21 protein-coding genes are annotated in these 23,763 nt (G+C 54.7%); 13 read left to right on the plus strand and 8 right to left on the minus strand.

From position 1 onward, the window contains the following. The first annotated feature begins 246 nt into the window (after window positions 1-246). From FJE54_RS09305 to FJE54_RS09345, 9 genes are all read left to right on the plus strand, one after another. On the plus strand, window positions 247-2,655 hold the full coding sequence (locus FJE54_RS09305) for a molybdopterin-dependent oxidoreductase (protein WP_139652517.1): 2,409 nt from the start codon (window positions 247-249) through the stop codon (window positions 2,653-2,655). Then, window positions 2,656-3,015 (plus strand): 4Fe-4S dicluster domain-containing protein, encoded by a 360-nt coding sequence (locus tag FJE54_RS09310; protein WP_139652518.1) that lies wholly within the window; start codon window positions 2,656-2,658, stop codon window positions 3,013-3,015. Window positions 3,016-3,153: 138 nt separating this feature from the next. Further along, window positions 3,154-3,585, plus strand: a complete 432-nt coding sequence (locus FJE54_RS09315) for an FKBP-type peptidyl-prolyl cis-trans isomerase (RefSeq protein WP_139652519.1) — start codon at window positions 3,154-3,156, stop codon at window positions 3,583-3,585. 40 nt (window positions 3,586-3,625) lie between these two features. Beyond that, window positions 3,626-4,222, plus strand: coding sequence for a GTP-binding protein (locus tag FJE54_RS09320; RefSeq protein WP_139652520.1), 597 nt, complete (start codon window positions 3,626-3,628; stop codon window positions 4,220-4,222). Continuing rightward, window positions 4,219-4,674, plus strand: a complete 456-nt coding sequence (locus FJE54_RS09325) for a hypothetical protein (RefSeq protein WP_139652521.1) — start codon at window positions 4,219-4,221, stop codon at window positions 4,672-4,674. The genes FJE54_RS09320 and FJE54_RS09325 overlap by 4 nt, the downstream gene beginning before the upstream one ends. A gap of 123 nt (window positions 4,675-4,797) precedes the next feature. Further along, entirely contained in the window at window positions 4,798-5,775 is a 978-nt protein-coding gene (locus FJE54_RS09330) for a uroporphyrinogen decarboxylase family protein (protein WP_139652522.1), read from the plus strand. Between the two features lie 38 nt (window positions 5,776-5,813). Further along, window positions 5,814-6,782 carry a uroporphyrinogen decarboxylase family protein gene (locus FJE54_RS09335; protein WP_139652523.1) on the plus strand — a complete coding sequence of 323 codons (969 nt, stop codon included), beginning with the start codon at window positions 5,814-5,816 and terminating at the stop codon, window positions 6,780-6,782. Window positions 6,783-6,847: 65 nt separating this feature from the next. Further along, the gene (locus tag FJE54_RS09340; protein WP_139652524.1) at window positions 6,848-7,486 is read left to right on the plus strand and encodes a corrinoid protein; all 639 of its coding nucleotides are present in this window, start codon (window positions 6,848-6,850) and stop codon (window positions 7,484-7,486) included. A 51-nt stretch (window positions 7,487-7,537) separates the two neighbouring features. Next, window positions 7,538-8,545: a uroporphyrinogen decarboxylase family protein gene (locus FJE54_RS09345; protein ID WP_139652525.1), complete on the plus strand. Its 1,008-nt coding sequence runs from the start codon at window positions 7,538-7,540 to the stop codon at window positions 8,543-8,545. Between the two features lie 47 nt (window positions 8,546-8,592). Here the strand turns inward: FJE54_RS09345 and FJE54_RS09350 are convergent, their stop codons facing one another. From FJE54_RS09350 to FJE54_RS09380, 7 genes are all read right to left on the minus strand, one after another. Beyond that, window positions 8,593-10,182, minus strand: a complete 1,590-nt coding sequence (locus FJE54_RS09350; protein WP_139652526.1) for a PucR family transcriptional regulator — start codon at window positions 10,180-10,182, stop codon at window positions 8,593-8,595. Window positions 10,183-10,357: 175 nt separating this feature from the next. Continuing rightward, on the minus strand, window positions 10,358-11,995 hold the full coding sequence (locus FJE54_RS09355) for an FAD-dependent oxidoreductase (RefSeq protein ID WP_139652527.1): 1,638 nt from the start codon (window positions 11,993-11,995) through the stop codon (window positions 10,358-10,360). A gap of 171 nt (window positions 11,996-12,166) precedes the next feature. Further along, on the minus strand, window positions 12,167-13,369 hold the full coding sequence (locus FJE54_RS09360) for a PucR family transcriptional regulator (protein ID WP_139652528.1): 1,203 nt from the start codon (window positions 13,367-13,369) through the stop codon (window positions 12,167-12,169). Window positions 13,370-13,577: 208 nt separating this feature from the next. Continuing rightward, window positions 13,578-13,877 (minus strand): hypothetical protein, encoded by a 300-nt coding sequence (locus FJE54_RS09365; RefSeq protein WP_139652529.1) that lies wholly within the window; start codon window positions 13,875-13,877, stop codon window positions 13,578-13,580. A gap of 130 nt (window positions 13,878-14,007) precedes the next feature. Next, window positions 14,008-14,250 carry a hypothetical protein gene (locus FJE54_RS09370; protein ID WP_139652530.1) on the minus strand — a complete coding sequence of 81 codons (243 nt, stop codon included), beginning with the start codon at window positions 14,248-14,250 and terminating at the stop codon, window positions 14,008-14,010. A gap of 86 nt (window positions 14,251-14,336) precedes the next feature. After that, window positions 14,337-14,699, minus strand: coding sequence for an oxidoreductase (locus FJE54_RS09375; RefSeq protein ID WP_139652531.1), 363 nt, complete (start codon window positions 14,697-14,699; stop codon window positions 14,337-14,339). Window positions 14,700-14,719: 20 nt separating this feature from the next. Next, a complete protein-coding gene (locus FJE54_RS09380; RefSeq protein WP_139652532.1) occupies window positions 14,720-17,032 on the minus strand; it encodes a molybdopterin-dependent oxidoreductase in 2,313 nt (770 codons plus the stop codon). Between the two features lie 388 nt (window positions 17,033-17,420). Between FJE54_RS09380 and FJE54_RS09385 the strand changes: the two genes are divergently transcribed. After that, window positions 17,421-17,975, plus strand: a complete 555-nt coding sequence (locus FJE54_RS09385; protein WP_139652533.1) for a TetR-like C-terminal domain-containing protein — start codon at window positions 17,421-17,423, stop codon at window positions 17,973-17,975. Between the two features lie 14 nt (window positions 17,976-17,989). Continuing rightward, window positions 17,990-18,547 carry a hypothetical protein gene (locus FJE54_RS09390; protein WP_139652534.1) on the plus strand — a complete coding sequence of 186 codons (558 nt, stop codon included), beginning with the start codon at window positions 17,990-17,992 and terminating at the stop codon, window positions 18,545-18,547. 877 nt (window positions 18,548-19,424) lie between these two features. Here FJE54_RS09390 and FJE54_RS09400 read toward each other — a convergent pair. Continuing rightward, entirely contained in the window at window positions 19,425-21,152 is a 1,728-nt protein-coding gene (locus FJE54_RS09400) for a LuxR C-terminal-related transcriptional regulator (RefSeq protein ID WP_139652536.1), read from the minus strand. 517 nt (window positions 21,153-21,669) lie between these two features. Between FJE54_RS09400 and FJE54_RS09405 the strand changes: the two genes are divergently transcribed. Next, complete coding sequence (locus FJE54_RS09405; RefSeq protein WP_180326681.1) at window positions 21,670-22,956, plus strand: MFS transporter; 1,287 nt, start codon at window positions 21,670-21,672, stop codon at window positions 22,954-22,956. An 86-nt stretch (window positions 22,957-23,042) separates the two neighbouring features. Next, complete coding sequence (locus FJE54_RS09410; RefSeq protein WP_139652538.1) at window positions 23,043-23,612, plus strand: hypothetical protein; 570 nt, start codon at window positions 23,043-23,045, stop codon at window positions 23,610-23,612. Window positions 23,613-23,763 lie beyond the last annotated feature (151 nt).

The following is a 23,763-nucleotide window of genomic DNA, read 5'->3' on the forward strand; positions in this document are numbered from 1 at the left end:
TCGGCATGCGGTTTGGCACCTTAAAAACTTACTTTTTATCGCCTATCTTGTGAGCAGCGCACACGCCGCAGGCCAAACGCCGGGTCGAGGCGGCTATCGTGCCATGCTATGCCGCGCGAGTGCGTACGGGGGTAATGCACGGCAGGAGTTTCAAGCGGTGCGATGGAAGCAGTCTGGTTGCTTGGCAGCCGCAGGACATGCGGTGCAACGATTGCAGGCACGTGAGGGCGACGAGAGGAGAAAGGTATGGTTAAACGCATCGAAATGGAGGTGGAGCAGGGCGGTACGAACGAGGTGCGCCCTGACTTCTTCCGCGAGCCGCCGGTCAAATACACCGGTGGCGACCTGCCATGGCAGTGGGAGGAAGACAACATGATTGCCACGCGCACCGGCGCGTGGGCGGCTCCTGGTTGCCACGATGGTTGCGGTGTCATCGTATACACCGATAAGGAAACGGGAAAGTTCATCAAGGTCGAAGGCGATGAGGATAGCCCCTACTATCAGGGTCGTCTCTGCGCCCGCTGCATCGCACTCAAAGAGGCGGTGTATCATCCCGACCGCGTGCTCTACCCCATGAAGCGCGATCCGAAGGATCGCGGCAAGGCGGATGCGTGGGAGCGCATCTCATGGGATGAGGCATACGCGTTGATCAAAGAAAAGTTCGATGCGATCAAGGCGGAATCGGGCGGAAAAGCCGTGGTGTTCCATCTGGGGACGGGTCGCGGAACGGCTCCCTACATGACGCGTTTGCAGTATGCGTTCGGTTCGGTTCAGTATGCTTACATGTTGTCGGGCAACAGCTGTTACGTACCGCGCGTGGCTGCATGCAACGTGCTCATGGGCACGTATTGCGTTCCCGACTGTTCACAGAACCACTTCGATCGTTACGAACACGAGGGGTGGGTGCCGCCGAAGAACATCTTCGTGTGGGGCAACAACCCGCTCGTATCGAATGCTGACGGCAACCTCGGTCACTGGGTGGTCGACTGCATGAAGCGCGGAAGCAAGCTCGTGGTTATCGATCCGAAGCTGACATGGCTCGCCGCCAAGGCCGATCTGTGGTTGCAGATCCGCTGCGGCACCGATTCGGCGCTGGCGCTCGCCATGGGCAAGTACATCGTTGAGAACGATCTGTACGATCACGAGTTTGTGGAATCTTGGTGCTATGGGTTCGAAGAGTACTATGAGGCTACGCGCGAATGGACGCTCGAGCGTGCGGCTGAAGTGACGTGGATACCCGAGGAGAAAATCGCCCGAGCGGCTCAGATGATGGCAGAAAAGCCCACCTCGGTGCAATGGGGCCTTGCGCTCGATATGACTATGGAGTGCTTGGCGGGATCAGCCGCCGTTGTCGATCTGTGGTCCATTACAGGGCAGATCGACATTCCCGGTGGCATGGTGACGGTGCATCAGCCCTTCAACATCCAAACGTGGAATCCGCCTGATCCTGCAGAATGCCTGACCATCGAAGAGCAGAAGACGCGCATCGGCGGCGATGATTTCCCAGCTCTCAAGTATTCGGGCGTGGTGCTGACGCAAGCGGATATGACCGTCGATCAGATGCTGACGAACCGCCCGTACAAGATCCGTGCGAACTGGATCCAGTCGACCAATCCGCTTTCGTGCACGGCGCAGGAGCCCGATACGCGCATGGAGCAAGCATATAAAAACGCCGAGTTCAACGTGATGGTCGATCCCTTCATGACGCCGACGGCGCAGGCATGCTGCGATGTGTTTTTGCCCGTATGCATGTATCCCGAGCGCAATGGCATTCGTTCGATCTACTACCACGTGCAAACGACGAACAAGGCTTGCCAGGCGCTCGGCGAGAGCAAGTCCGACATGGAGATCTGCTGGGAGCTCGGCCGTCAATGGAACGACACGTTGTGGCCTGGCGAGACGCTCGAGGAGTTCTTCACCTTCACGATGAAGGAAACGGGTATGTCGTTCGAGGAAGCCCGCGCGGAAAACTGGATCTACCCCGAATACCATTACGAGAAATTCCGCACCGGCGAGCAGCGCCCGGACGGCAACCTCGGCTTCAACACGCCGACCGGCCGTATCGAGCTGTATTCGACGTTATTCGGACAGTGGGGCCAGAAGCCGGTGCCGCACTATGCCGAGCCTCCGTACAGCCCGAACCAGGTTCCTGAGCGGTTCGACAAAGAAGAGTACCTCGAGAAGTACCCGCTCATCATGACGACGGGTGCACGCCAGTGGGCGTCGTTCCACTCTGAACACCGCCAAATCCCGCATTTGCGTGCGCTCCATCCTAACCCCGAGTTCGAAATCGCACCCGAAACAGCTGAGAAGTACGGCATCAAGCAAGGCGATTGGTGTTGGATCGAAAACCATCTTGGACGCGTGCAGCTCAAAGCAAACGTGCAGCCCGTTTTAGACCCGTCGACCATCTCGCTCGACCATGCCTGGTGGTTCCCCGAGCGTAACCCCGAAGATGAGGGCACGGGATGTTACGACACGTACGTGTCCAACGCCAACGTCATCATCGAGGCGGGATGCGGCGAGAGCGGATTCGGAAACAACTGTAAGTCGCACATGTGCCGCGTTTACCGGTGCGAACCCGAAGAGATCATCGGCGACACCGACATGGATGAGATCGTCGAGCGCTTTGCGATGAACGAGGAGTTGGTGTAAATGGCAAACGAAAAAGCCTACGGCTTGCTGATCAATTACGAATACTGCACAGGCTGTCATTCCTGCGAAGTCTCCTGTCAGATGGAGCATGACCTGCCGGTTGATCGCTGGGGTATCAAGATCCAGAAGATCGGGCCGTGGCAGATCGGCGAGGACTGCTATCAGTACGATTTCGTGCCGGTTCCTACCGACCAGTGCAACCTTTGTGCAGAGCGGACCGCTCGGGGCAAGAAGCCGCTGTGCGTCAAGCACTGCCAAAGCCTCGTCATGCAGTACGGTCCGGTTGACGAACTCGTAGCGAACTTCGACGGCAAGAGCAAGTACGCCCTCTTCGTTCCGAAAGCGGGAACGGTAGCCTAGAACAAAGGCGCCGCTGCAAGATTGTCTGCACAAGCATGCTGCCCGCACGGCGGGAAGCCGCGTCGCGCGTCGCGTCGATACGGCTTCCCGCGCTTTGCCCGAAACCAGGGTGCAAGATGGCAAACCGAAGGAGTGACAATGGTTCGTTACGGTGAAACAGCAGTCGTCCGATACAGAGGCACGCTTGCCGACGGATCGGTGTTCGACAGTACCGAGGGTATCGACCCTTTAGAATTCGTGGTCGGATCGGGATCGGTTATCCATGGTTTCGACGAGGCCGTTGCATCCATGGAGGTGGGCGAAACGAAGTGCGTAACCGTATCCGCCCGTGAGGCGTACGGCGAATACTGCGACGAGCATATCGAGCGCAGCCCCATGTACGCGATTCCCAATGCCAAGGACATACAGGTAGGAAAACTCTTTTACTTCGTGACCGAGGAAGGCATGCGTTTTCCGGCAACCGTACGAGAGATCAACGAAGGCATTGCTACAATTGATTTCAATCATCCCCTCGCCGGCAAGGACCTCATCTTCGAAATCGAATTGGTTGCGATAAAAAGCGCCGAGTGAAGCGGTCCGAGTGCAGGCAAACGGTGAGGCGGGGACGATCATGAAGGTTCTTATTGTGGGAGGTTTTCTCGGATCGGGGAAAACCACGCTTCTTCTGCACCTTATCGAGCACGAGAAGGTGAGGTCGAATAAAGAAGTCCCCGTTGCGGTACTTGAAAACGAGATAGGCTCTATCGGCATCGACGACCGTGTGATAGGGGGAAAGGGATACGCGGTGACCACGATGCTTTCAGGGTGCGCCTGTTGTACGCTTGCGGGCGATCTCGTGCGGGCGGTTAGCGGAATTCGGGCTGATATCGATCCTGATCTGCTCGTGATCGAGGCGACGGGTCTTGCCGTACCCTGCGACATGAAACGAAATCTCGAGGCACAGCTCGGCGTTGCAGCGCGCATCTGCACCGTCGTCGATGCGTCGCGCTGGCGAAGGATGCTTGTGCCGCTGCAGACGCTGCTCTCCCAGCAACTCAACGATGCCGATCTGATCTGTATCAACAAGATTGACCTCGTTGATACGGAAGAGATTCACTTCATCGAAAGCTCCGTGCGAACATTTAACGAAACCGCTTGCACTCTGACTCTGAGCGTAACAGAGCATGTAAGCGATGACGCGCTTGAGAGAATCGTAGGCGAACGATGAACGATTCGCATGATACATCCGATACGCACATCGGCAAACTGCGCGAGAATAGCCATACTGGCGCTCACGGGCGCAATCTCGAGTTTACGCAAGGCACCGCATCACTAGAGGGTCACACCCATGCAATGGCTTCGGTGGTTTCGCTGAGGGTTTCACTGCATCCGGATACGAGCACCGAGTTCGACGCTCTCGTTTCTTCGCTCGAAGCGCTTGCTCGCGATATCGAGTGCGAGGGGGGCGTGGTCGGGCATATCAAAGCGCTTGCATCATGCGAAGCGGGTTCGGTGCGCATTTCGATCGTCGATGCGTGCCGTCCTGCACTTGTGCGAGGTCCCGCCCCTGCGGCTCTCAATGACGAGGCGTGCTTGGATATAGCTGTGATCGCGCTCGCCATCGACCTTGATCTTCTGATTGGCTTGGTCTGCGAAGCGATGAAATGCACGCTTGGATAAACGCACGCGCATTCCCCGTTCAAAACTTACTTTTTCTTACATACGCTAAACGAATCACTGCTCGTCGGCTTTCGTGTGCATGGTTGGACGCGAATCGGTCGGTTGTATGGTAGGAGTATCGATATGCTGGCAAAAGACAACCTTCTTGCATTCTATCGGCACAAGACGATAGAGATCATGCCGTTGACGGGTGAGGGGGAGGCGCTCGTCTATCCGGTTAACGGATTCGAAGAACGCCCCCCGCATGATCGGGGTGGCATCGACTGGTTCGGATGCGCGTGGGAATACATGGAAGCGGCGGGAGCTCCTGCCCCTGATTGCTCGACCCATGTGCTTGAGGATATCTGCGATTGGCGCGACGTGGTGAAGTTTCCCGATCTTGACGCGTGGGACTGGGAGGCGGCTGTAGAGCGAGACGGCGTCGATGCGCTCGACCGCGACGGGGCTATCGTGGATGTCGTAGTACTGATAGGGCTTTGGGAGCGGCTCCACGTTCTCATGGGATTCGAAGAGGCTCTGTGCGCCTTGATCGAGGAGCCGGAAGCAGTGGGGTCGTTCTTCGATGCGATGGTCGAGCACAAAATCAAGCTCATCGACAAGATCGCCGAGCATTACCGCCCGGATGTCATCACCTTCCACGATGATTGGGGTACGCAAACCGGTCCGTTTTTCTCGCCCGATACTTGGCGCGAACTCATAAAGCCCCGTCAGAAGCGCATCGTCGATGCGGCGCATGCCCGGGGCATAACGTTCATCCAGCATTCATGCGGAAAATACGACGAGATCATCCCCGATTTTCCCGAAATAGGCATCGATGTGCTGCAATGCATGGATATCAACGATATCGGATCTGCGCTCGAAAAGACCGGCGACGCGATGTCGTATCTGGTAAGCGTTCACTCGCAGGATTTCTGTGCAGCCGATGCGGCGGGTATCCTCACGCCGGAAACCGTTCGGGAAACCGTACGCGCCGAGTTCATGAATTGGGGAAGTACGGGACGGTACGCACCTTTCATATTTCCTCCAGCTACCTGGTACGAAGAAATCGTACTTGAAGACTATCGGGTCTGCAGAGAAAGACTCGCGGGCACCTACGCGTAATCGATGAAAGACGAACCGGGATATGGCAAGGGGGAGCGATGCTGACGAAAAAAGAAAACTATTTACTTGCGGCGCGGGGAAAGAAGCCCGAGTGGGTCCCGAGCTTTGTGGAAGACGCAAACGTATTCATGCCTCCCATCTGGGATATCGATCCTGAAACCGGTACTGATTTCTGCAACGTCAAATGGGTGGTCGACGAATACGGCCAGATGCCCGATCCTTCCTGGAGAGCCATGGAGGATATTTCCGAGTGGCGCGATGTTGTTCGGTTTCCGGATTTAGCGCAGCTCGACTGGGAAAAGCTTGCTGCAGAGTTTCATGGAGAAGGCTACGACTCCGACAAAGTCGATATTGCCATGGCCAACACATCGGGCATCTTCCTCATTCCCGTCAACATGCTCGGATGGGTCGACGGACTGTGCGCGATATACGAAGATCCCGAAGAGCTCGAGGCACTCACCTCCGCGCTGACGGATTACCTCTGTGAGCTCATCGGCTATTTCGGAGCCTACCTACAGCCCGACATCATCTTCTCGGGCGATGACATCGCAGCGGCTGATGGCCCTCTCGTATCGAGAGAAACGTGGAATGACCTGTTCAAACCTTATTTCAAAAAAATAGCCGACGCCATCCATGCCCAAGGAGCTCTCGCCGAGTTCCACTGTTGCGGCAACAACGGCTATCTTATCGAAGAGATCCTTGATATCGGCTATGACATTTGCCAACTCCCCGTTCCCAACGACGACCTCGTTGCCGACAAAATGCGGTTCGGCAAACGATTGGTCATTACCGGGGGATGGGAGCGGCATGGAAGCGCCGGGCTTCCCAATGCGAGCGAGGAGTGCGTGCGTGCATCCGTGCGCAAGGCAATCGATACTTTCGGTGCAGAAGGCGGCCTTATCTTCTGGGACGGCGGCATCATCGGAGACAGCGAGGATTCCCGAAACAAGATGGAGTGGCTCACTGACGAGCTTCACGCGTACGGACGCGAGGTGTATCGAGCGTAGGTAAAACGAGTCGACATCGATACGCTCCGGCTTGTCGAAAACACAGATAGCAAGGAGGAAGCGATATGGGTAGATACGAAGACATTTCAAGTGCGGTTCAGCGCGGTAAGAAGAAGGAAGTAAAGCCGCTTGTCCAGCAGGCTATCGATGAGGGGTGTGATCCCGTTGAGATTCTGAACGAAGCCCTCATTCCTGCCATGTCTCTGATCGGAGACAAATTCAGTGCTGGGGAGGTGTTCGTTCCCGAGATGCTCGTGGCCGCACGCGCAATGGCGGCTGGGACCGATGTTTTGAAGCCGTATTTAGCGGAAGCTGGATCAGAGCCTATCGGCAAGGCGGTTATCGGTACAGTGCAGGGCGACATGCATGATATCGGCAAGAACCTTGTGCGTATGATGATCGAATCGAAGGGATTCGAAGTGGTCGATCTCGGTGTGGACGTTGCTCCCGAGCAGTTCGTCGCGTACGTGAAGGAGCATCCCGAGTGCCAGATCGTGTGCCTTTCTGCGTTGCTTACCACCACAATGCCGATGATAGGCGAGACGATCAAAGCTCTTTCCGCGGCGGGCGTACGCGATGGGGTCAAGGTCATGATAGGGGGCGCACCGGTGACGCAGGCTTTTGCCGATGAAGTCGGGGCCGATGCGTACACCGCCGATGCCGGTTCCGCCGCGGTGAAAGCGGCAGAGCTCGTTGCTGCTTAGACGACGATAAAACATGTGGGTATAGGTGCGGCTGCAGCGTAAGGGGTGCATATGAACATGCAGGTATGGATCGAGGAAACGATTGCGGCGGATCGCAAGAAGGCGCTTCCGGTTCTCTCGTTTCCCGCCGTTCAGATGATGGGGATAACGGTACGCGACCTCATCGGCTCGTCTGACTACCAAGCAAAGGCTATGAAGCTTGTTGCCGATCGCGTCGATACTGCTGCAAGCGTGTCGTTCATGGACCTTTCCGTTGAAGCGGAGGCGTTCGGGAGTTCGGTGCGCGTCACCGATGACGAAGTTCCTACGGTGGTTGGGAGCCTCATCGACGAAGACAGCGACCCCCAGGGGATTTTCGTCCCATCGGTGGGCGCGGGCAGGACGGGCTTGTATCTCGAGGCGATCGAGAAAGTGGTTCCGCTTGTGGAGGACCGCCCGGTTCTAGCGGGCATCATAGGGCCGTTTTCCCTCGCCGGTCGCCTTATGGATATCTCGGAGATCATGGTGCTCTGCTACGAGGAGCCCGAACTCGTTCATGCCGTACTCGATTCGTGCGCCCGGTTCCTGAAAGAATACGCAAATGCGTACAAGCAGGTCGGCGCCGACGGCGTTGTTATGGCAGAACCGCTTGCCGGTCTGCTTTCGCCGAGTCTCGTCGACGAGTTCTCTACGCGCTTTGTACGTAGCATCGTCGATGCTGTGCAGGATGAAAGCTTTGCAGTGGTGTATCACAACTGCGGAGGCGGGGTGGTGAAGGCGATCGATGCCGTTCTTGCTACCGGTGCGATGGGCTTTCATTTCGGCAACGCGATCGATATGGCCGAGATCGTGCCCCTTGTTCCTTCCGATCGGCTGGTAATGGGCAATGTCGATCCTGCCGGGGAGCTGCGAAACGGAACGCCTGAAAGCGTACGGTCGAAGACTTTGGCCGTAATGGAGGCATGCTGCTCCTATCCGAACTTCGTCATATCGACGGGGTGCGACATTCCCCCGATGGCTCCGTGGGAAAACATCGAAGCGTTCTTCTCGGCTGTCGAGGAGTTTTATACGGTCCGTTAGCATTGTGCCGATGCGCGCGGAAGGGCTTGCCGCCGCACCCGGTGCGCTTATCGGTCTTGCAGATTTTCGAGGCCGTAGAGTTCGATGAGCTTAAAAGAGATGAGCAGGAGCAAACGGGTGTCGGGATCTTCGAGATCCATATTAAGCAGCCGTTTGATCTTCTCGAGACGATATACGAAGCTGTTGCGTTGCAGTGAGAGCGATTTGCTCGCCATGTTCGAATTGCAGTTCGCCTTGAGGTACGCATCGAGCGATCGGTACAGCTCGGGGTCCGTTCGAGCCAGCAAGACGAGCTCTTTCGGGCAAAAGCGCTCGGGGTTCATCTCGTTTAAGATGTAGCTCATGCCGATTTCGAGCGTATTGTCTTCGAAGCGCACGATGCAGCTCTGTTGTCCGCGACATCCTTTGTTGAGCGCTGCGAGCGCTTGACGGTAACTTCCCGGAAGGCTTTTCATACCGGGGTACAGCGAGCTTGCTCCGATCATGAGCCCATATTCGCAGCCGAATTGCTCGACCGTGTCGAAAAGCGAACTCTCAGCGGTGTCCGATCGGGTGCAGTTGACTACAACGATGATCCGGTTGTCGAGGATAAAAGCCACGCAGTCGAAGCGTTCCTGGATGCTGTTGCATACCGACGCGAGCGGCTTCATGAGAATACCGTCTTCGACGCGCATGTTCGGCACGAAGTCGATGCAGAGACACAGAAACTCGTCGGTTTCGCGGCTCCAGTCGAAAGCTATGGCGCATTGGATGAGATTGGAGTCGGATACGTATTTGCCCTGGATGAACGATCTGATAGTTGCGCGGACGTCGACGTATCGCTCGTTGCTGTCGAGCATTCCATACGAAGAGTACAGGTTTTTGATTGCGGCGGCTAAAACCAGCAAAGGTGCGCAATCGTACAGCCCGACTTCCTGGAAGTTGGAATGAACCGAGAGGATGAGTGCGTATCCGGGAGATACTTTAATGGTCGATCTGAGTACGGAGCAATGAAATGCATGCATTGTCGCAAACGTGGGTTCGAGGGAGGAGAAATCCATGCCGCCCTGTTCGTCTATGAGGCCGTCGAACACCATGTTCTTCGGGAGGTACTTGCCTTCTTCAATCTGATCGGTTTGGTCGCGAAGCAACTGTCCGGTTCGAAACACCCTATGCACGAGAACCCGGCTGAATTGATCGGTGATGCAGATGTCGTTTTTGAATATTCCCAAGCTCGCATTGGCAAGATCGGAAACGCCGCCGCCTCCGTTGACGATATCGTTGAGATTGCGCTCCCACGAGTCGTAGCGCTGAAATACCTTCTGGACAGCATTGAAAACGTGCGTTCTGCTTTGATTCGGGTCAATCCATGCGATATCGCAGTTGGGAATCGCATCGATGTAGCTTGGCGGCGTTCCGACGCAGACGAAGGAAAGCGAGAGATTGGGGTTTCTGCTGAGGTAGCGCTGAACGCGGTCCTTGGCTTCTTCGAGATGCTTGTCGATGGACACGTACAGGATATTGCCGTAATAGTGGTATTCGTTGAGACTGAACAGAACCGGATAGTCGATACTCGGCTTGTTGGGGTCGGATGACAGTATCTTGCCGATAACGATGTCGTTGAGTTCGTGAGCTATGGTGTGCACGTTGAGCTTCAAAGCCTACCCCCAAATAATGTGGATTGCGCGTACTGCCATTTTAATATATGAGGGTGATCGATGCTTGCGCGCAGGCTTGCTTTTGGCGAAGGCGCAGGGTTGCGAAGCGCTGATTCGCTCCAAAAAAAGAGCCGTCGGTTCGCATCGACGGCTCTTGTGTTTTTCAGCGTGTTACTTAACCCAGCATGCTCTTCGCGGCGTAGCGGCCGAAGGTGACGGCGCGTCCGCAGCTTGCGGCGCCGAGCCACAGCGGGTAATCGTTGCCGAAGAAGTTGCCCGACACGTTGCCTGCGGCGTACAGGCCCTCGATCGGCTGCTCTTCAAGGTCAAGCACCTGAAGCTTCTGGTTCACATGGAGCCCTCCGAGGATCGTGAGTACGCCCGGTACGCGCTTGATGGCGTAGAAGGGAGCCTTTTCGACTTTGCTGATCTTGAGATAATCGGGGTTCTTGCCGAAATCCTCGTCTTCGCCTTTGTCGACGAGTGCGTTGTAGCGCTCGACCGTTTTGAGGAAGTCGTCTTTCGGCACATCCATCATCTGGGCGAGCTCTTCGAGAGAATCAGCTTTCATGATGGCACCGCGCTCAAGCGCATCGTCCCATTCTGCTTGGTTGTCACCTGAGACGGTCCAGCGCATGAAATCGCCGCCGAAATCGTTCCAATGCTGGTTGTAATCGGCATCGGTGATCTGGAAGCGTGTGCTTTCGGGCTGCAGGATGCACTGGTTCACGAGATAGGGATAGTCGGTGTCCTCGTTCTGGAAGCGAACGCCGAGCTTGTTGACCGCGAGCCACGGGGTTCCCGAGAGGGGAGCGTCGCCTTCGGGCAGCGGGCTCGGATCGAAATGGATCATCGGCGCGTGGGCCGGCTTGTCGATCGAGGCACCCGCCCACATGGCCATCTTGTGGCCGCCGCCGGTATTGGAGGCGGGGAAGTACGTGTTCGGAAGATCGACGCAGAACGGCGCGTACGCTTTCACCATCTCGGGATCGTTGCCGTAGTCGCCCGTAGCGAGCAGCACGCCTTTGTTCGCGTTGAACTTGACGTAGCCTTTGGGGTCGCCCTTCGTGCGGTTGCCGATGACGCCTGTAACCTTGTCGCCCTCTTTCACGAGTTGCACGCCTTCGGTGTTGTAATACACCTGGGCTCCGCCTTCGACGGCCTTGTTGAGGATTGCTTCGAGCATCGCGTTTTGCTGGCCTACCCACGCATGCGCGAACGGCGGCTCGCCCATCATGCCGGCGAACTCGACGATGCCGTCGGTTTCCTCCATGAGCCAGTCGACCGTCTCGCCGCTGTTCTCCATGAATATCTTGAGCACGCGTTCGTCCGCTTTGCCCCCGTTGAGCTTAGCGTAGTTCGCCTGCACCTCGGCGACGTCGTACTCGATGCCGATCGACGCCTGGTACTTCGAGTTGAGCGCGCCGGTACTCCAGCCGTGGCTGATGAACACGGATTCGTTTTGCAGGATGGCTACGGTTGCGCCTGCTTCGACGGCCGTGAGTGCTGCGGTGATGCCTGCTGTGCCAGCGCCGACGATGACGACATCGGCTTCCACAGTCTCGACAATGTCGGCATCCGCGATGGGCTCGGGCGCGTTTTCGACCGTCCATGTTTTCACCAGCTCGCCGGAGGCGTCGGTGGCTCCTGCCTGTTGCTCGCCAGACGCCGGGGCGGGGTTTTCGCCCTGCGCGCTCGGGGCGCATCCGCCGAGTAGCCCCATGGCGGCGAAACTGGCCACGCCGATGCCTGTACCCTGTAAAAAGCTGCGGCGAGAGATCGATGCGCGTTCGTTGGTTTCCTTGTTCTTCATGATGAGTCCTCCCTTGTTCCCTCGGCCGAACGGTTCGGCCGGTGCATGGGAAGACCTTACGATGCTTTCGTGTGGAGAACTAGTGGAGCACCCACCGATTTTGTTTGTATGATCCTACAAAACAAGCGTTTGACCAGGATTGCAACCGATGGCTCCCTGGCACCTTCGTCGTCATGCGCCCCTCTGCTCGCTGTTCAAGAGATCGTAGAGCTTCACGGTGATGAAGTAGTTCGCCCGCACCGCCTGCTCGGAGAAATCGGAATCGAGCAGTTCGGCTATCTTGTCCATGCGGTAGCGCAGCGTGTTCACGTGGATGAACAGAAGCTTCGAAACGTCAGTCCAGCGAAACGAATGGTCGAGCATGAGTCTGAGCGTGTTCATGAGCGGAGTGCCTTGGGCTGCCTCGAAATCAACGACGGGCTTCAGTGCTTGCCTGCAGTGCTCTTTGAGCGTTTCGCGGTCGGTGTCGAGCAGGATGGCGAAGATCCCGAGGTGCGAATAGCGGATGATATCGTCGTCTTTGCCGAGAAGCCAGCCGAGTTCGAGGGCGTCCTTCGCCTCGCGCAGGCTTTTCCCGAGGTCGTGAAACGGGTAGCTGCGCCCGATGCCGATTGAGGTGACGATGCCGTTGTAGCGATCGTGTACGGCCTTGTGGTAGGCGAGGTCGTAGAAGTGGCGATGGGGCAGTTTGCGGCCCTCGTCATCGACGGCGTAGTCACTCGGGAAAATGTGGAGGAATCCTTCGTCGATACCGATATCGATTACGTCAGCAGCGTGTTGTTCGCGCAGGTATTGCCGAACCGACTCCGAGGTTGCCGCCCAATCGTAGCGCTGGCTGCTTCCACCGATGCGCGTGATCGTGACGAAGTAGGAGCCGCTTTCGTCGACGGGAAGCTTGCGGGCGGCGAGGTAGTCCGAAAGGCCGCGCGCTCCGTCTTCGAAGAGCTTGGCTGAAGCATCGTCTTTCATACTGCGGATCATGCGTTGCGACGAAAGGTAGCCTGCGAGGTGGTACGTGAGCGGCGCGCTTACCTCTTCGAGAATCGAAACGATGGTATCGAGCCTCGCCGTTTCGATGGGCGCGAGCACGATGCGCGCTTCTTTGCGACCGAGCGGGATGAAGTACGCAAGTTGCTTGCGGTCTGCGTCGTACGAATACGGTGCCTCGCCCGCGGCCTGCGGGGGCGTGCGGATTGCCTCGTCTGCGGAGCTGCTTTCGTCGGCTGCAGCGGGATAGAGCAGCTCACCGTCGGGGCCGATGATGAGCACCGTGCATCGGCACGCCTGCTCAAGATAGGCTCCGGCATAGCCGAAGCCCTCTTCGGCCAACCGCTCCATGAATCGAAACGACGAATCGTGCACCCCTTGCGGCATGGTTTCTCCCTCGACTTGCTTTGTTTTGCACGCTTCGCTAAGGGTAGCAGAATGACGGACGCGTGTGGTTGATGAGGGCGATTTGAAACCGAGCTATTGATTCGTCGGCGAACGGAGCCTATCCGACGGGGCGCGCCGGCCAAGTCGATTGCTGTGGCCGAATGAGGAATCTGCTTCGTGCGGCATTGTTTTTGCAGTATCGGGGTTTTCATGATTGGCGGTACGCGTTTTCGTGCACAAGCAGTGCGCAATGGCGAATCCCCTTCATCGTTGCGCACAATGACGCGATTTCTCGTGTTCCGCCGGGATTGATCACCGAATAGTCGATGAACCCCTTTTCGGCCATATCCATTAACATCGTGTTGCTCTCGAGGTCGTGCAGAAGCATGTTCGTCGGTTCCCAACCGTAGTCGTCCTGTCTCATCGCGAGATTGAAGAGAACGTTTTCTTGCTTATCGGTGAGTCTGGGTGTTTCGACATCGGACTGGATATTCTCTTCGTTTGGCATTTTTTCTCCTTCGTTGCGCATCAGGGAGGCGGGTGCGCGGATGTTCCTAACGGGCAGATTCAAAAGGGAACGGATGGCCAACGAAGACCCGTCTGGCCATCCGTTCGAACCCTCAAGAACTGCGGACGACTCAGCCCTTGCCAGGCAAAGTGTCGTCTTTCTCGTTACCGGTAGGCTTTACCGAGGTATAGCCGCCCCATACGCGGGCAAGGTACTTGCCCTTAACCCAGAAGATATTCAAAAACAGCTTATCGGCTTGGGTAAGCTCGAATTCGGCTTCGGCTTCCTCCGGAGTTTTTCCTGCCGCTATACGTTCGTTGAGTAGCTTGGCCGCTTCGGCGGATTCAAGCGCCATGAATTCAGTATGGTTCATTTCCAACCTCCTATCTATCATATCTAAAGATTGCAGCCACCCGCTTGCTCGGCCGATGGCCGCAATCTGCTATCTAGCTCAAAATTCTAAAGTTGGAACAAAACCATCGGACGGTCAAACTCCGCCATCTTGGCTTGCATTGCTTCCAACGTGCCGTAATACATGGAGGCGGACTCGTCGACCTGCACGGCAACTGGACGCTGCCCTGCCTTATCGCCGCCAGTGCCCCAATGCTCGGAAAAGATCGAAGTGGGGCAGGGGATGTAAAACCATTCCCAATCCTCGCCGTTGCTTCCGTTGCCGCCCTTCTTGAAGGGGCCGACCTCAACCTCTTTGATGCCAAATTGCTCGACGGGGAGGCCGAGCTCTTCCTTGCAGGCAATCTCGGCAGCGTGGTTTCCGGAATAGTACGTATAGTCAACGAGCAAAGCGTACTTTTGATCAGCCATATCAGTCACTTCCTCTCACCTTAGTTCGCATCGAGGCCACGGACGTGCTTCATATTGCACATGATGCCCTTGTAGGGCGCGCCGAATCCAAGTTTGCCTACGGCGAAATGCGGCATGAGGCTGTTGAAGTTAGACTTCCAGACGCCGAACAAATTGGGCTCTTCACCCTCTTGCTCGGGGAACCACCAGCCGTGAGCGCAGTTGATGATGCCGGGCTTTATGATCGGAGTCACTTCCACTTTGAAGCGGGCTTCGCCGTACATGTTGTACACCTCGCACCAATCGCCGTCGGTGAGGTCGTATTCCTCGGCGGTTTCGGGATTGATCTGCACCCAAGGCCATGGATCGATCTGGCGCAACGACGGGGTGTGGCGGTTCTCGGAATGAAATGAGCTGTATCGGCGCGAACCGGATGTGGCAAACAGCGGGTATTGGTTGGCGAACTCAGGTTTGCTGATCTGGCTGAAATTCGGCTCCTCATAGTAGGGCAAGGGATCCTCACCCCAAGATTCGTACAGGATCGAATATGCTTCGACCTGTCCGGTGATGGTGTTGAAGCCAGGTTCGCCGTCGAATCGAAGCAGTCCTTTCGCCCATTTTTCGTACTCGAAGCCATGGGCGCCAGGTTGGTAGATGCCGGCTTCGCGGAAGCTTTCCCATGTGTAGCCGAGCTCGCGTAGCTGATCGTCGTAGAAAGCCTCGACGCCTTTCTGCAGTGCTTCGGGATCATACGCATTGCCGTTCTCTGGCTTATACCACGGCCACCACTCAGGGTTCAGAAGATGACCGAACATCAGGTCAATTTCAATGTCGCTATGGGCTTCTCCGACGGTTAGGGCCTTGTTTATCGGAGCCATGAACACGGTATTGCGTCCATAGTGGGGAAGTACGACGCCGTCGGCTTCTGCCCATGTCGCAACAGGCAAGAAGTAATCTCCTACAGCCATGCACGTTGGCGTCATAACGATGTCGAGGAACACGGTGCACTCAAGCTTCTGGAGAGCTTTGTGCCAGCGCTTCGGCTGCGCCGAGCAGGTTGGCGCAAGGAAGTTGGTATGCGAGAACCAACCAAAGCGTAGAGGATACGGCTGATCGGTTTCCATGGTGTCCAGCGTGGCATCGGGTTGCGTGGTGGTCATGCCCGTGGAAAGCCCTGGCCATTCGGCAGCGCCGATCCGTTTTGCCCAGACTTCTTCGGTAAGTGCACCGCGTTGTTCCATGCGCCATTTGCCGAAAAGCGCCGTCGGAGGTCCGAGGGTTAGCCCACCAGGACGATCCAGGGAACCGGATAAGGCAGCGAGGATAATCATGATTTGAGAGACTTGGACGCCGTTTTTGTTTTGGTCGAATGCGAGACCCCACGCCCAACCTATGGGGCGTTCAGTGCCTATTATATGCGCCACGCGCTTGATGTCCTCGGCATCGACATCGCATATTTCGGCTACCTTTTCGACAGGATATTCCGCAGCACGAGCCTTCAGCTCATCTAAACCGAAAATCCAATTCTCAGCAAATTCGCGATCGTACTCGCCATTTTCGAACATCAGGTTCATGATACCCAAGCCGATGGCCGCATCCGTTTGGGGACGAAGCTGCAAAACGATGTTTCCTTTACGTGAACCGATCCATGTTACGCGGGGATCGATTGAGATGATATGGGAACCCCGTTTCATCAAGTCAACGACTGCGTGGCCAAATAGACCATCGCCGTTGGAAGGAAGTGGCTCTTTGCCCCATAAGACGATGTATTTCGGAACCTCGTAGCGCGGGTCGTCGTAACCGCCAGGCAGATGGCCCGCATAGTCCATTTCGGGGTAGCCGGCGCCCAGCACATAGTCAGCGACCGAGCAGCGCGGCCCGTAACAAGACCAACCAGACTGCGTATAGCAGTAATTAGGGGACGTCAGGCCCGAAAAGCAGAAGCCAAAGGAATACAGACATGCCTGACGGCCGGTACCGCCGAACTCGATTACTGATTCAGGTCCGTACTCCGTCTGCACCCTCCGGATCTCCGCCGTAATTTCATTCAGGGCCTGCTCCCAGGAAATCCTTTCCCATTTGTCCTTGCCACGGTTTTCGACTGAGCGCTTCATGGGGTAGATGATGCGATCCGGCGAATAGGTATACTCGCGCAAGGCGAGGTTCATTGCGTTGACTCGTCCCGTCGTAATCGGGTTATCGTCATCTCCCTCAACGCGAACGAGTTCGCCGTCTTTGGTGACGACTTTGACGCCGTATCCAACCGGATGGGAACCTGGAGGACTCCAGGTGTTAGAGCGGGTTGCAACTGTACCGTCTTCGCGTTCGACGCGCCATTGTTTGTCGTAGGCCATTGCGTACTCCTTCCTCCTCAAGTGTGTTCGTCTTAGCTCAAGCAACCGTAGATCTGTGCACGGGACCTACGCCTGCAGCGAGCATCGCAATGCTGCTTCTACTGGTTGCCGCCGTGTTAGAAGCTTGCCGACTGCTCGTTGCGCCGCCAATTCTATAATCGGGATGCCCTAAACCAAGCTTCGAAAGGGGGTGATTTTCGACAGATCACCCTCGCTCGAAAGCGGTGATTACTCCTTAAAAATAGTATTTCACCAGGCGTTATTTCTAGATTTGCATATGTTTTCAATTTCTGTGGCTTGAGGTATCATGCTCAACCAAGTAATTCGTGGGGGATTACTACTGTCTTTTCTTTCGGATCCCGAAGCCTTTCTAGCAGAAAGAAAGATAATGAACGATTCGATTCGGTATGACTTTTTCCTTGCATTGTGGAAACTGCTTGACACGCAGGACATCGATGAGATTTCCGTGAGCTCGATACTCAGCTTGTCGCAAGCAAGCCGCTCGTCTTTCTATCGGAGATTCGAGGACAAGTACGATCTGGTACTTACTTTGATTCAAGAAATAACAAGCGAAAGCGGCTTCTTTGACCCTGGTGTTCCGTTGTCGCCGGAAAGCGTCTTTCTGTTCCTCGCAATCATTGAAAAAGACAAGCATCGTTTCAGGCATGCTTTTTCGTCGTTTGAAAAACCGTCACCGTATGCAAGGCTCATGACGCTCTGCTCGGATAAAGCTCTACGCTACCTTGAGTTGAGAGGACTCGATAACAAGAGCGATTTGGCTGAGATTCAGTGTAGGGTGTATGCGTACGAGGTAATGGGTTTGCTTTTGGCCTGGATAAAGGAAGAGCATCAAGGATCTGCACAAAGCATCTATAAGGACTACCGATCGAATCTCTCGATCTTTGTTAAGAATATCTATTTGAATACTTTGCTCAAACGCTGAGGAGCCGATTATTTATGGATTTGATACAGAGCAGTATTTGGAGCGCTTGCAGCGACTATCTGTCTGTCAGAACGATTGAGGAGATTCGCACAAGTGAGATCATTTCGAAAGCGGCGGTAGGCCGATCAACGTTCTATCGAAAATTTCGTGATAAGTACGAAGTTGTAAACTTTGGTTTCAAGGCGATTTACGATACGTGTTTTTTCTCGCGTTCGACCCGGTTTGCCTTTACCGAACTATCGTTTCTGCGCTTATTGATCGAGTTGAGCAAAAGGAGAACCGTCGTCCTGAACGCGGTTGCTTCCAATACGCAAAGCAATCTTCGGAGGTTTACGGTTACCTACTTTCGCGGAGTGGTCGTGCATGACCTTTCCCGAGCTGGGATATGCAAAAAAGTGCTCGAGAGTCATGAGACGGTATTGGAAATATATCTCGTCGGGATCGTTGACTACTTGTTTGATTGGATAGCCTTGCCTACTTCGGCTATCGATAACACGGCCGCTGCTGTAGTGAGTCTTATGCCCATCGACTTTTTCGTCAGGGAAAACGAGATTTTATCTAAAGCGGTATGAGAAAAATCACTCCATATGGGCGATGAGGTGAGTGCGTTTTAACCCCGTTTGCGCAGAAAAGGGGATTTCGAATTGGTCTACGATAGCGTGGTCCGTTTTACCGAAGGAGTAAGACGACGATTTCCTCGCGACTGCTCGTATCTAATCCTGTTTTTGCTCGAATAGAAACGAAAGGATGTTGGTATGCGGCCAGGTTTTCGTTGTCAGCTCGAAGGGATCTATATACGTAATCAAGGAAAGGAATCTCTATGTGTTTTAGACCAGCAGAAGCATCTGTAGGCGGGAATTCTGTAAACAAATGCCCCGAATGCGGCAAAGCACTTCAGTCGATGGGCGGTCTTACTTTAAAATCCTGCCCGTTCTGCAAATGCGATTTCAGCCCTTATCTTGCAGGGGAAAAGCCACTGTCGGGAGATGATGCCAAGACTCCCCCTTCTAATGCGCCCGCAGCCCCGAAGGCTCCAGGAGCTCCTGCGGCCCCAAAGCCCCCCGCTGCTTAGGCTCGTTCTGCGGCTCATCGTTTTTCGAGATGCGCCGCAGACGGCTATTCCCTGAAACATACACGTTATGGCGGGCGCGATCGCCGGGTTTAGTAGGCGGCGTTATGGCCGGCAAATCGTTTTATCTCGGACTTGAATGCGAGGAGCTGGATTGAAATGGTAAAGTTCAATGGCTTGGGAGAAGTGACCCATGAAGAGCTCGCTGGTTTCACGCTGGTAGATTTGAAATGCCATGCATGCAGCGGATATGGTAACTGCGGGTACCGCATGTATCGCCTGTCCGAGGGAAAACCCGTGATCATCTGTCAATACAGAAAAGATAAGCTGATTCGCGAAAGAGAATCCTCCGATAAGTTGCCGAGATGATGGAACCCTGTTTACAAAAAGCCGATGTCATGGATAGCTTGCTCGGACAACTCACCTGAAGAATCAATGAGCTTCTGAAGATCTTGTCGGCTGTGTATATGCAGCTTACGATAAATGTGCGCGATGTGGGTCTTCGCGGTGTTTTTAGAAATATAGAGTTCTTCGGTAATGCGGCTTGTGGGATATCCCTTTGCGAGAAGAAACAAGACCTCCGTTTCGCGCCCGGATAGCATGCTCGAGTTAGCGATCTCCTCGCAACGGAGGCGGAAGCGTCCCATGGGGCGGGCGCCTTCACCGTCTTCCCCTTCGGCATTGAAGATTGAGCTCTGGTTTAGTGCAACGCCGCTATCGCCTGACTGGCTTGATTTCTCCCTTTTTCCACCCGAGAGACGGTCGGTTGCGGGTGCGCTCCCGCGATCGCCAGTCTTCGCTGATTCGTTTTTTTCAGCTTCCGCGTTGATAATGTTTTGAAGCTGCTGATTGAGCTGGGCAACCGTATTGGTGCTATGCGGCTCTTGACGGGAGATGACCGCTCTTTTGATGTCGTGGGGTCGCGGTAGAAGCACCTCGACGAGCATCAAGCACATAAGTATTGCAGCTAACTCCGTTGATTCTCCGTAAGGCGAACCAGCGCTTATGAATGCGATCGGCTCTGCGAGAGTGCTGCTCGCAATAGATCCAAGAGCTACTCCGAAATTAACAACGCTGAAGATGAGAATCGGGGATATGCGAAAGTTTTGAGCGGTGTAGCCGCTAAAAACCCAAGAAACGGCAAGCAAGAGCATGCAGCCGATCGTTGCCGGTATAAGAAACCAAGAGACTGCATCATCGCTGAAAAGCAATGAGGGAGCGCAGATCGCAGATCCAATAATTGCTATTCTGAGGAAATGGTCCCAGAACGAGCCCGAAGCCGACAAAAGCAACGTAAAAAGAATCAGTATAGCGATAAGACCAGCCAGTATCACTGCGAACACGGGATCGGCGATGCTTCCAGTTAAGAACCGCGCTATCACGGGATCGATAAACAAGCCCAGTGAAACTCCGAGAAAGATAGCTGGCACCGCAAGGCGGGACGAGAAAAACAAAGCATTGACCGGCAACGGGTTGAACAGAGGGATGGAGCGTCGAATTGCGTAACTTATCGGCGTACAGCTCCATAAGAAAGGAAGTCCGAGAATCGGCATAGATCCCAGCAGTGCGAGCCTCGATAAGCCCGGGAGGGCAAACAGGGCAATAAGAATGATAAAGGCGAGAAAGATAGAGAGAAAGGTGCATGAAAGAATCGATTGGAAGTTTTGCCGAGAATAGGCGACTCCCCAAAACACCAGAAGAAAAGCCGAGCCTATTCCTATCGTTGCATGAATAAACGAGCAGCCGATAAACGAGACGCTGAGCACTTCGAATGCCATTGCGGCCAAGGATCCCAGCGAAGTGACGATGGAGGCGCCGACAAGGACAATGCGCGATGAGTAGAGCCGGAGGAGTTTTTGATCGGTAGAGGCCATGAAGGCCAGCATGATCGCTTGGAAGAATTGGGCGACTACCGCAAAAACCCAATTATAGGAGGGGAAACTTTCGGACGTCTCGCTCGGGAATATCATAGTGGGGAATTCTGGGGTTATTATGGCGAGCCACCATGATACGTAGATGGCCAATCCTACGGATAGCCTAATGACGTGTCCGTCCTTGATAATCGGCTCGTCGTTTATTCTTATTTTTGTGAAAATAGAGGTATTCATGAACAAAGCGCCCCCTTGCAATGCTTATCGTTGCAGAACCGATTGCGCTACGCCGGATCCCCCCGCACTGTTCAGCGAGGCTTTAAGCATGCGATCAGGAAACACGATCTGCCAGGAGAATGTAGAGGGTTATACCCTCGACGGCCATCAGCATTCCTAAAGAGACGGTGAGGATAAGCTTTCTGGATAAACCCTTTGAGCAAAGCCATTCGTATAACCCCATCATGATCCCTCCGACGCGCTTGCACCGATAAGAGTTTAGCCGTTCCGCACTCCGCGAGAATCTGTTAGGAACAAAAACGTGTTTCTGTTTCAAAATAGCCGTCAAATAGCACTTGGGGCACCGTAAACCATACTATAGAACAATCCCTGTTTAGCGCGTCGGACGAAGGGGTTGCCTGCTTCTTATGCCGCCGTGGGCCCGTCATCTTCCGATCGTAATCGCCGACGCGAATCTTGGGGTATGCCCTTTGCCGCCGTAGGGCGCATATTCGCAAACAATTTGGAAGGGGAACCCATGGCAACCGATACTAAGTTCAATTACGGTTGGGTAAGTTTCATCGGCGTGTTTATCTGCATCTTCTGCACGTTCGGTATCGCGAGCGGCACTCATTCAATCTACAATCCGGAAAACATGGCCCGGCTCGGTGTGAGTACAACGGAGTATATGGCTCCCATCGGCACGTTCAGCATCATGACGGCCATCGGATGTCTTCTCGACGGTTTTCTAGAAAGGAAGATTACTGCAAGAGGCATTCTTCTTTTGGCGGTTATTGGCGATACCCTAGGCTTTATTCTTCTTGCAAATTCCGTTGACATGACCCTCGTCTGGGTCGCCTATCTCCTTTTGGGTCTCTGCAACGGCTTTGCGTTCATCACGGTATTCTCGGCGATCACCGATGCTTGGTTCGCTAAGAACAAAGCTCTCATGGCCGGCATCATAGGCTTTGGCGCCAATATCTCGACTACGCTTTGGACGAACCTTACTCGATTCGTCATTGATTCGTACGGTTGGCAGGCCAGCTACTATGTGTTTGCAGTGACCATGCTGGTGCTCGGCGGTATCGGCGTCCTTCTCGTTCGAAGTAAGCCGAGGACTATCGAGCAGATGATCTGGTACGTGCCTGGCATCTCGCTTGACGAGACCAACGATGAGAAAAAGCGAATTCCTCTCAAGACGGTGCTGCTCGAAGGGTTCAAAAATAAAAAAGTCATCATTGCTCTCGTCTGCACGTTCTTCATCGGTTTCATTTTCAACCCGATTTCGCAGTCGTTCACAAACGTTATGGCTGCTAACGGCTTCGACAGCGTAACCATCGCTTCGATGCTCGGTATCTACTATCTCTGCATCGCCGTCTACAAGATCATCGCCGGTATCATCACCGACAATCTCGGTATCCGCGTGACGCTCATGTCCATTTTTGGTTTCGCTATAGTCGGCCTGATCATCATGCTCAACGCTCCAGCGGGCAATAACACCGTGGGCTATATCGCGGCCATCATTCTCGGTTTTGCGGCCACCGCCACCACCTACGCCACGGCCTGTATGATGATGGCGGCTGTACCACGCCATGATTACTACGTGGGAATGCTGAGCTTCACCACGTTTTTGGTGTCGGTCTGCAACGCCATCGCCATTATCGCCATGGCCTTCATCTACGACACCTTCGGCAGCTATGTTCCTGCTGTTTACATAATGCTCGGCATGAGCGTAATCTGCCTCATCCTTGGATGGTTCTTCTCCGCAGGCATCAAGCCGCTCAACAAAGCTGCTCAAGAGCGCGTCGAAGTGGCAAAGGCCTAAAACCTGAAGTGTCTGAGTTTTGGTAATCGTTGACAACGTGCCCTGGCCTCCTTACGGCGGCCAGGGTTTTCGATACGGGAGGCGCCATGAAGATAGCCGATTGCGACTGCACGAAGGCGGATTACGTAGCTTGGTACAAATACAGGGTGTCTTTCGAGGAGAAAGCGGTAAGGCTCTTGGTGTTTGCGATACTTGTTGGAGCTTTTGTCAGCCTCTTTGGAAGCATGTCGAACGACTTTGCGCTCTTGGCTGCGAGCGTCCTCATCGTAGCCTCAGGGGCCGGGATCTGGTGCGTCTATAGCAGGATCCGGCTAGATGGAGAGATACGCCGCTATGCGCAGGAAAGAGAAGGCGGAAAGATCGTCGTCAGATTCGCCAAAAACGGTATACAGGTGAGTGAAAATCAAAAGCGCTTTTTCTATCCGTTCGACAGGATCCGAAAGGCGAGGGAGCTTCCTTGGTATCTCTTTCTCTGGTTGGATGAAGGGGCGTATCCACTCATGATAGACAAGGAAAAGATTAGGACCGTCGCAGACGATACGGAGCCGTATTACATAGCGAAAAAGCTGCGGGAGCTTTCACCGGATTACAAATACGTTCGCGGCAATGATCTAACCTATACGGGAAAATACAGCAAGCTGATCAAGCATCGCTAGAATCAACGCGAAGAGCGCGTTGTGCTCACCGAGATCAGCATGGATCTCTGTTGTATGTAAGAAACGTACGTAGGGGTTGCCCGGTTCCAAAGGAGGAACGCGGAATCGGGCCTATTTCGCTTCAAAATGCAAAGCCACTCCGCACGTAAAC

Origin of the sequence: Raoultibacter phocaeensis, from assembly GCF_901411515.1 — a bacterium.
Lineage (GTDB): Bacteria > Actinomycetota > Coriobacteriia > Coriobacteriales > Eggerthellaceae > Raoultibacter > Raoultibacter phocaeensis.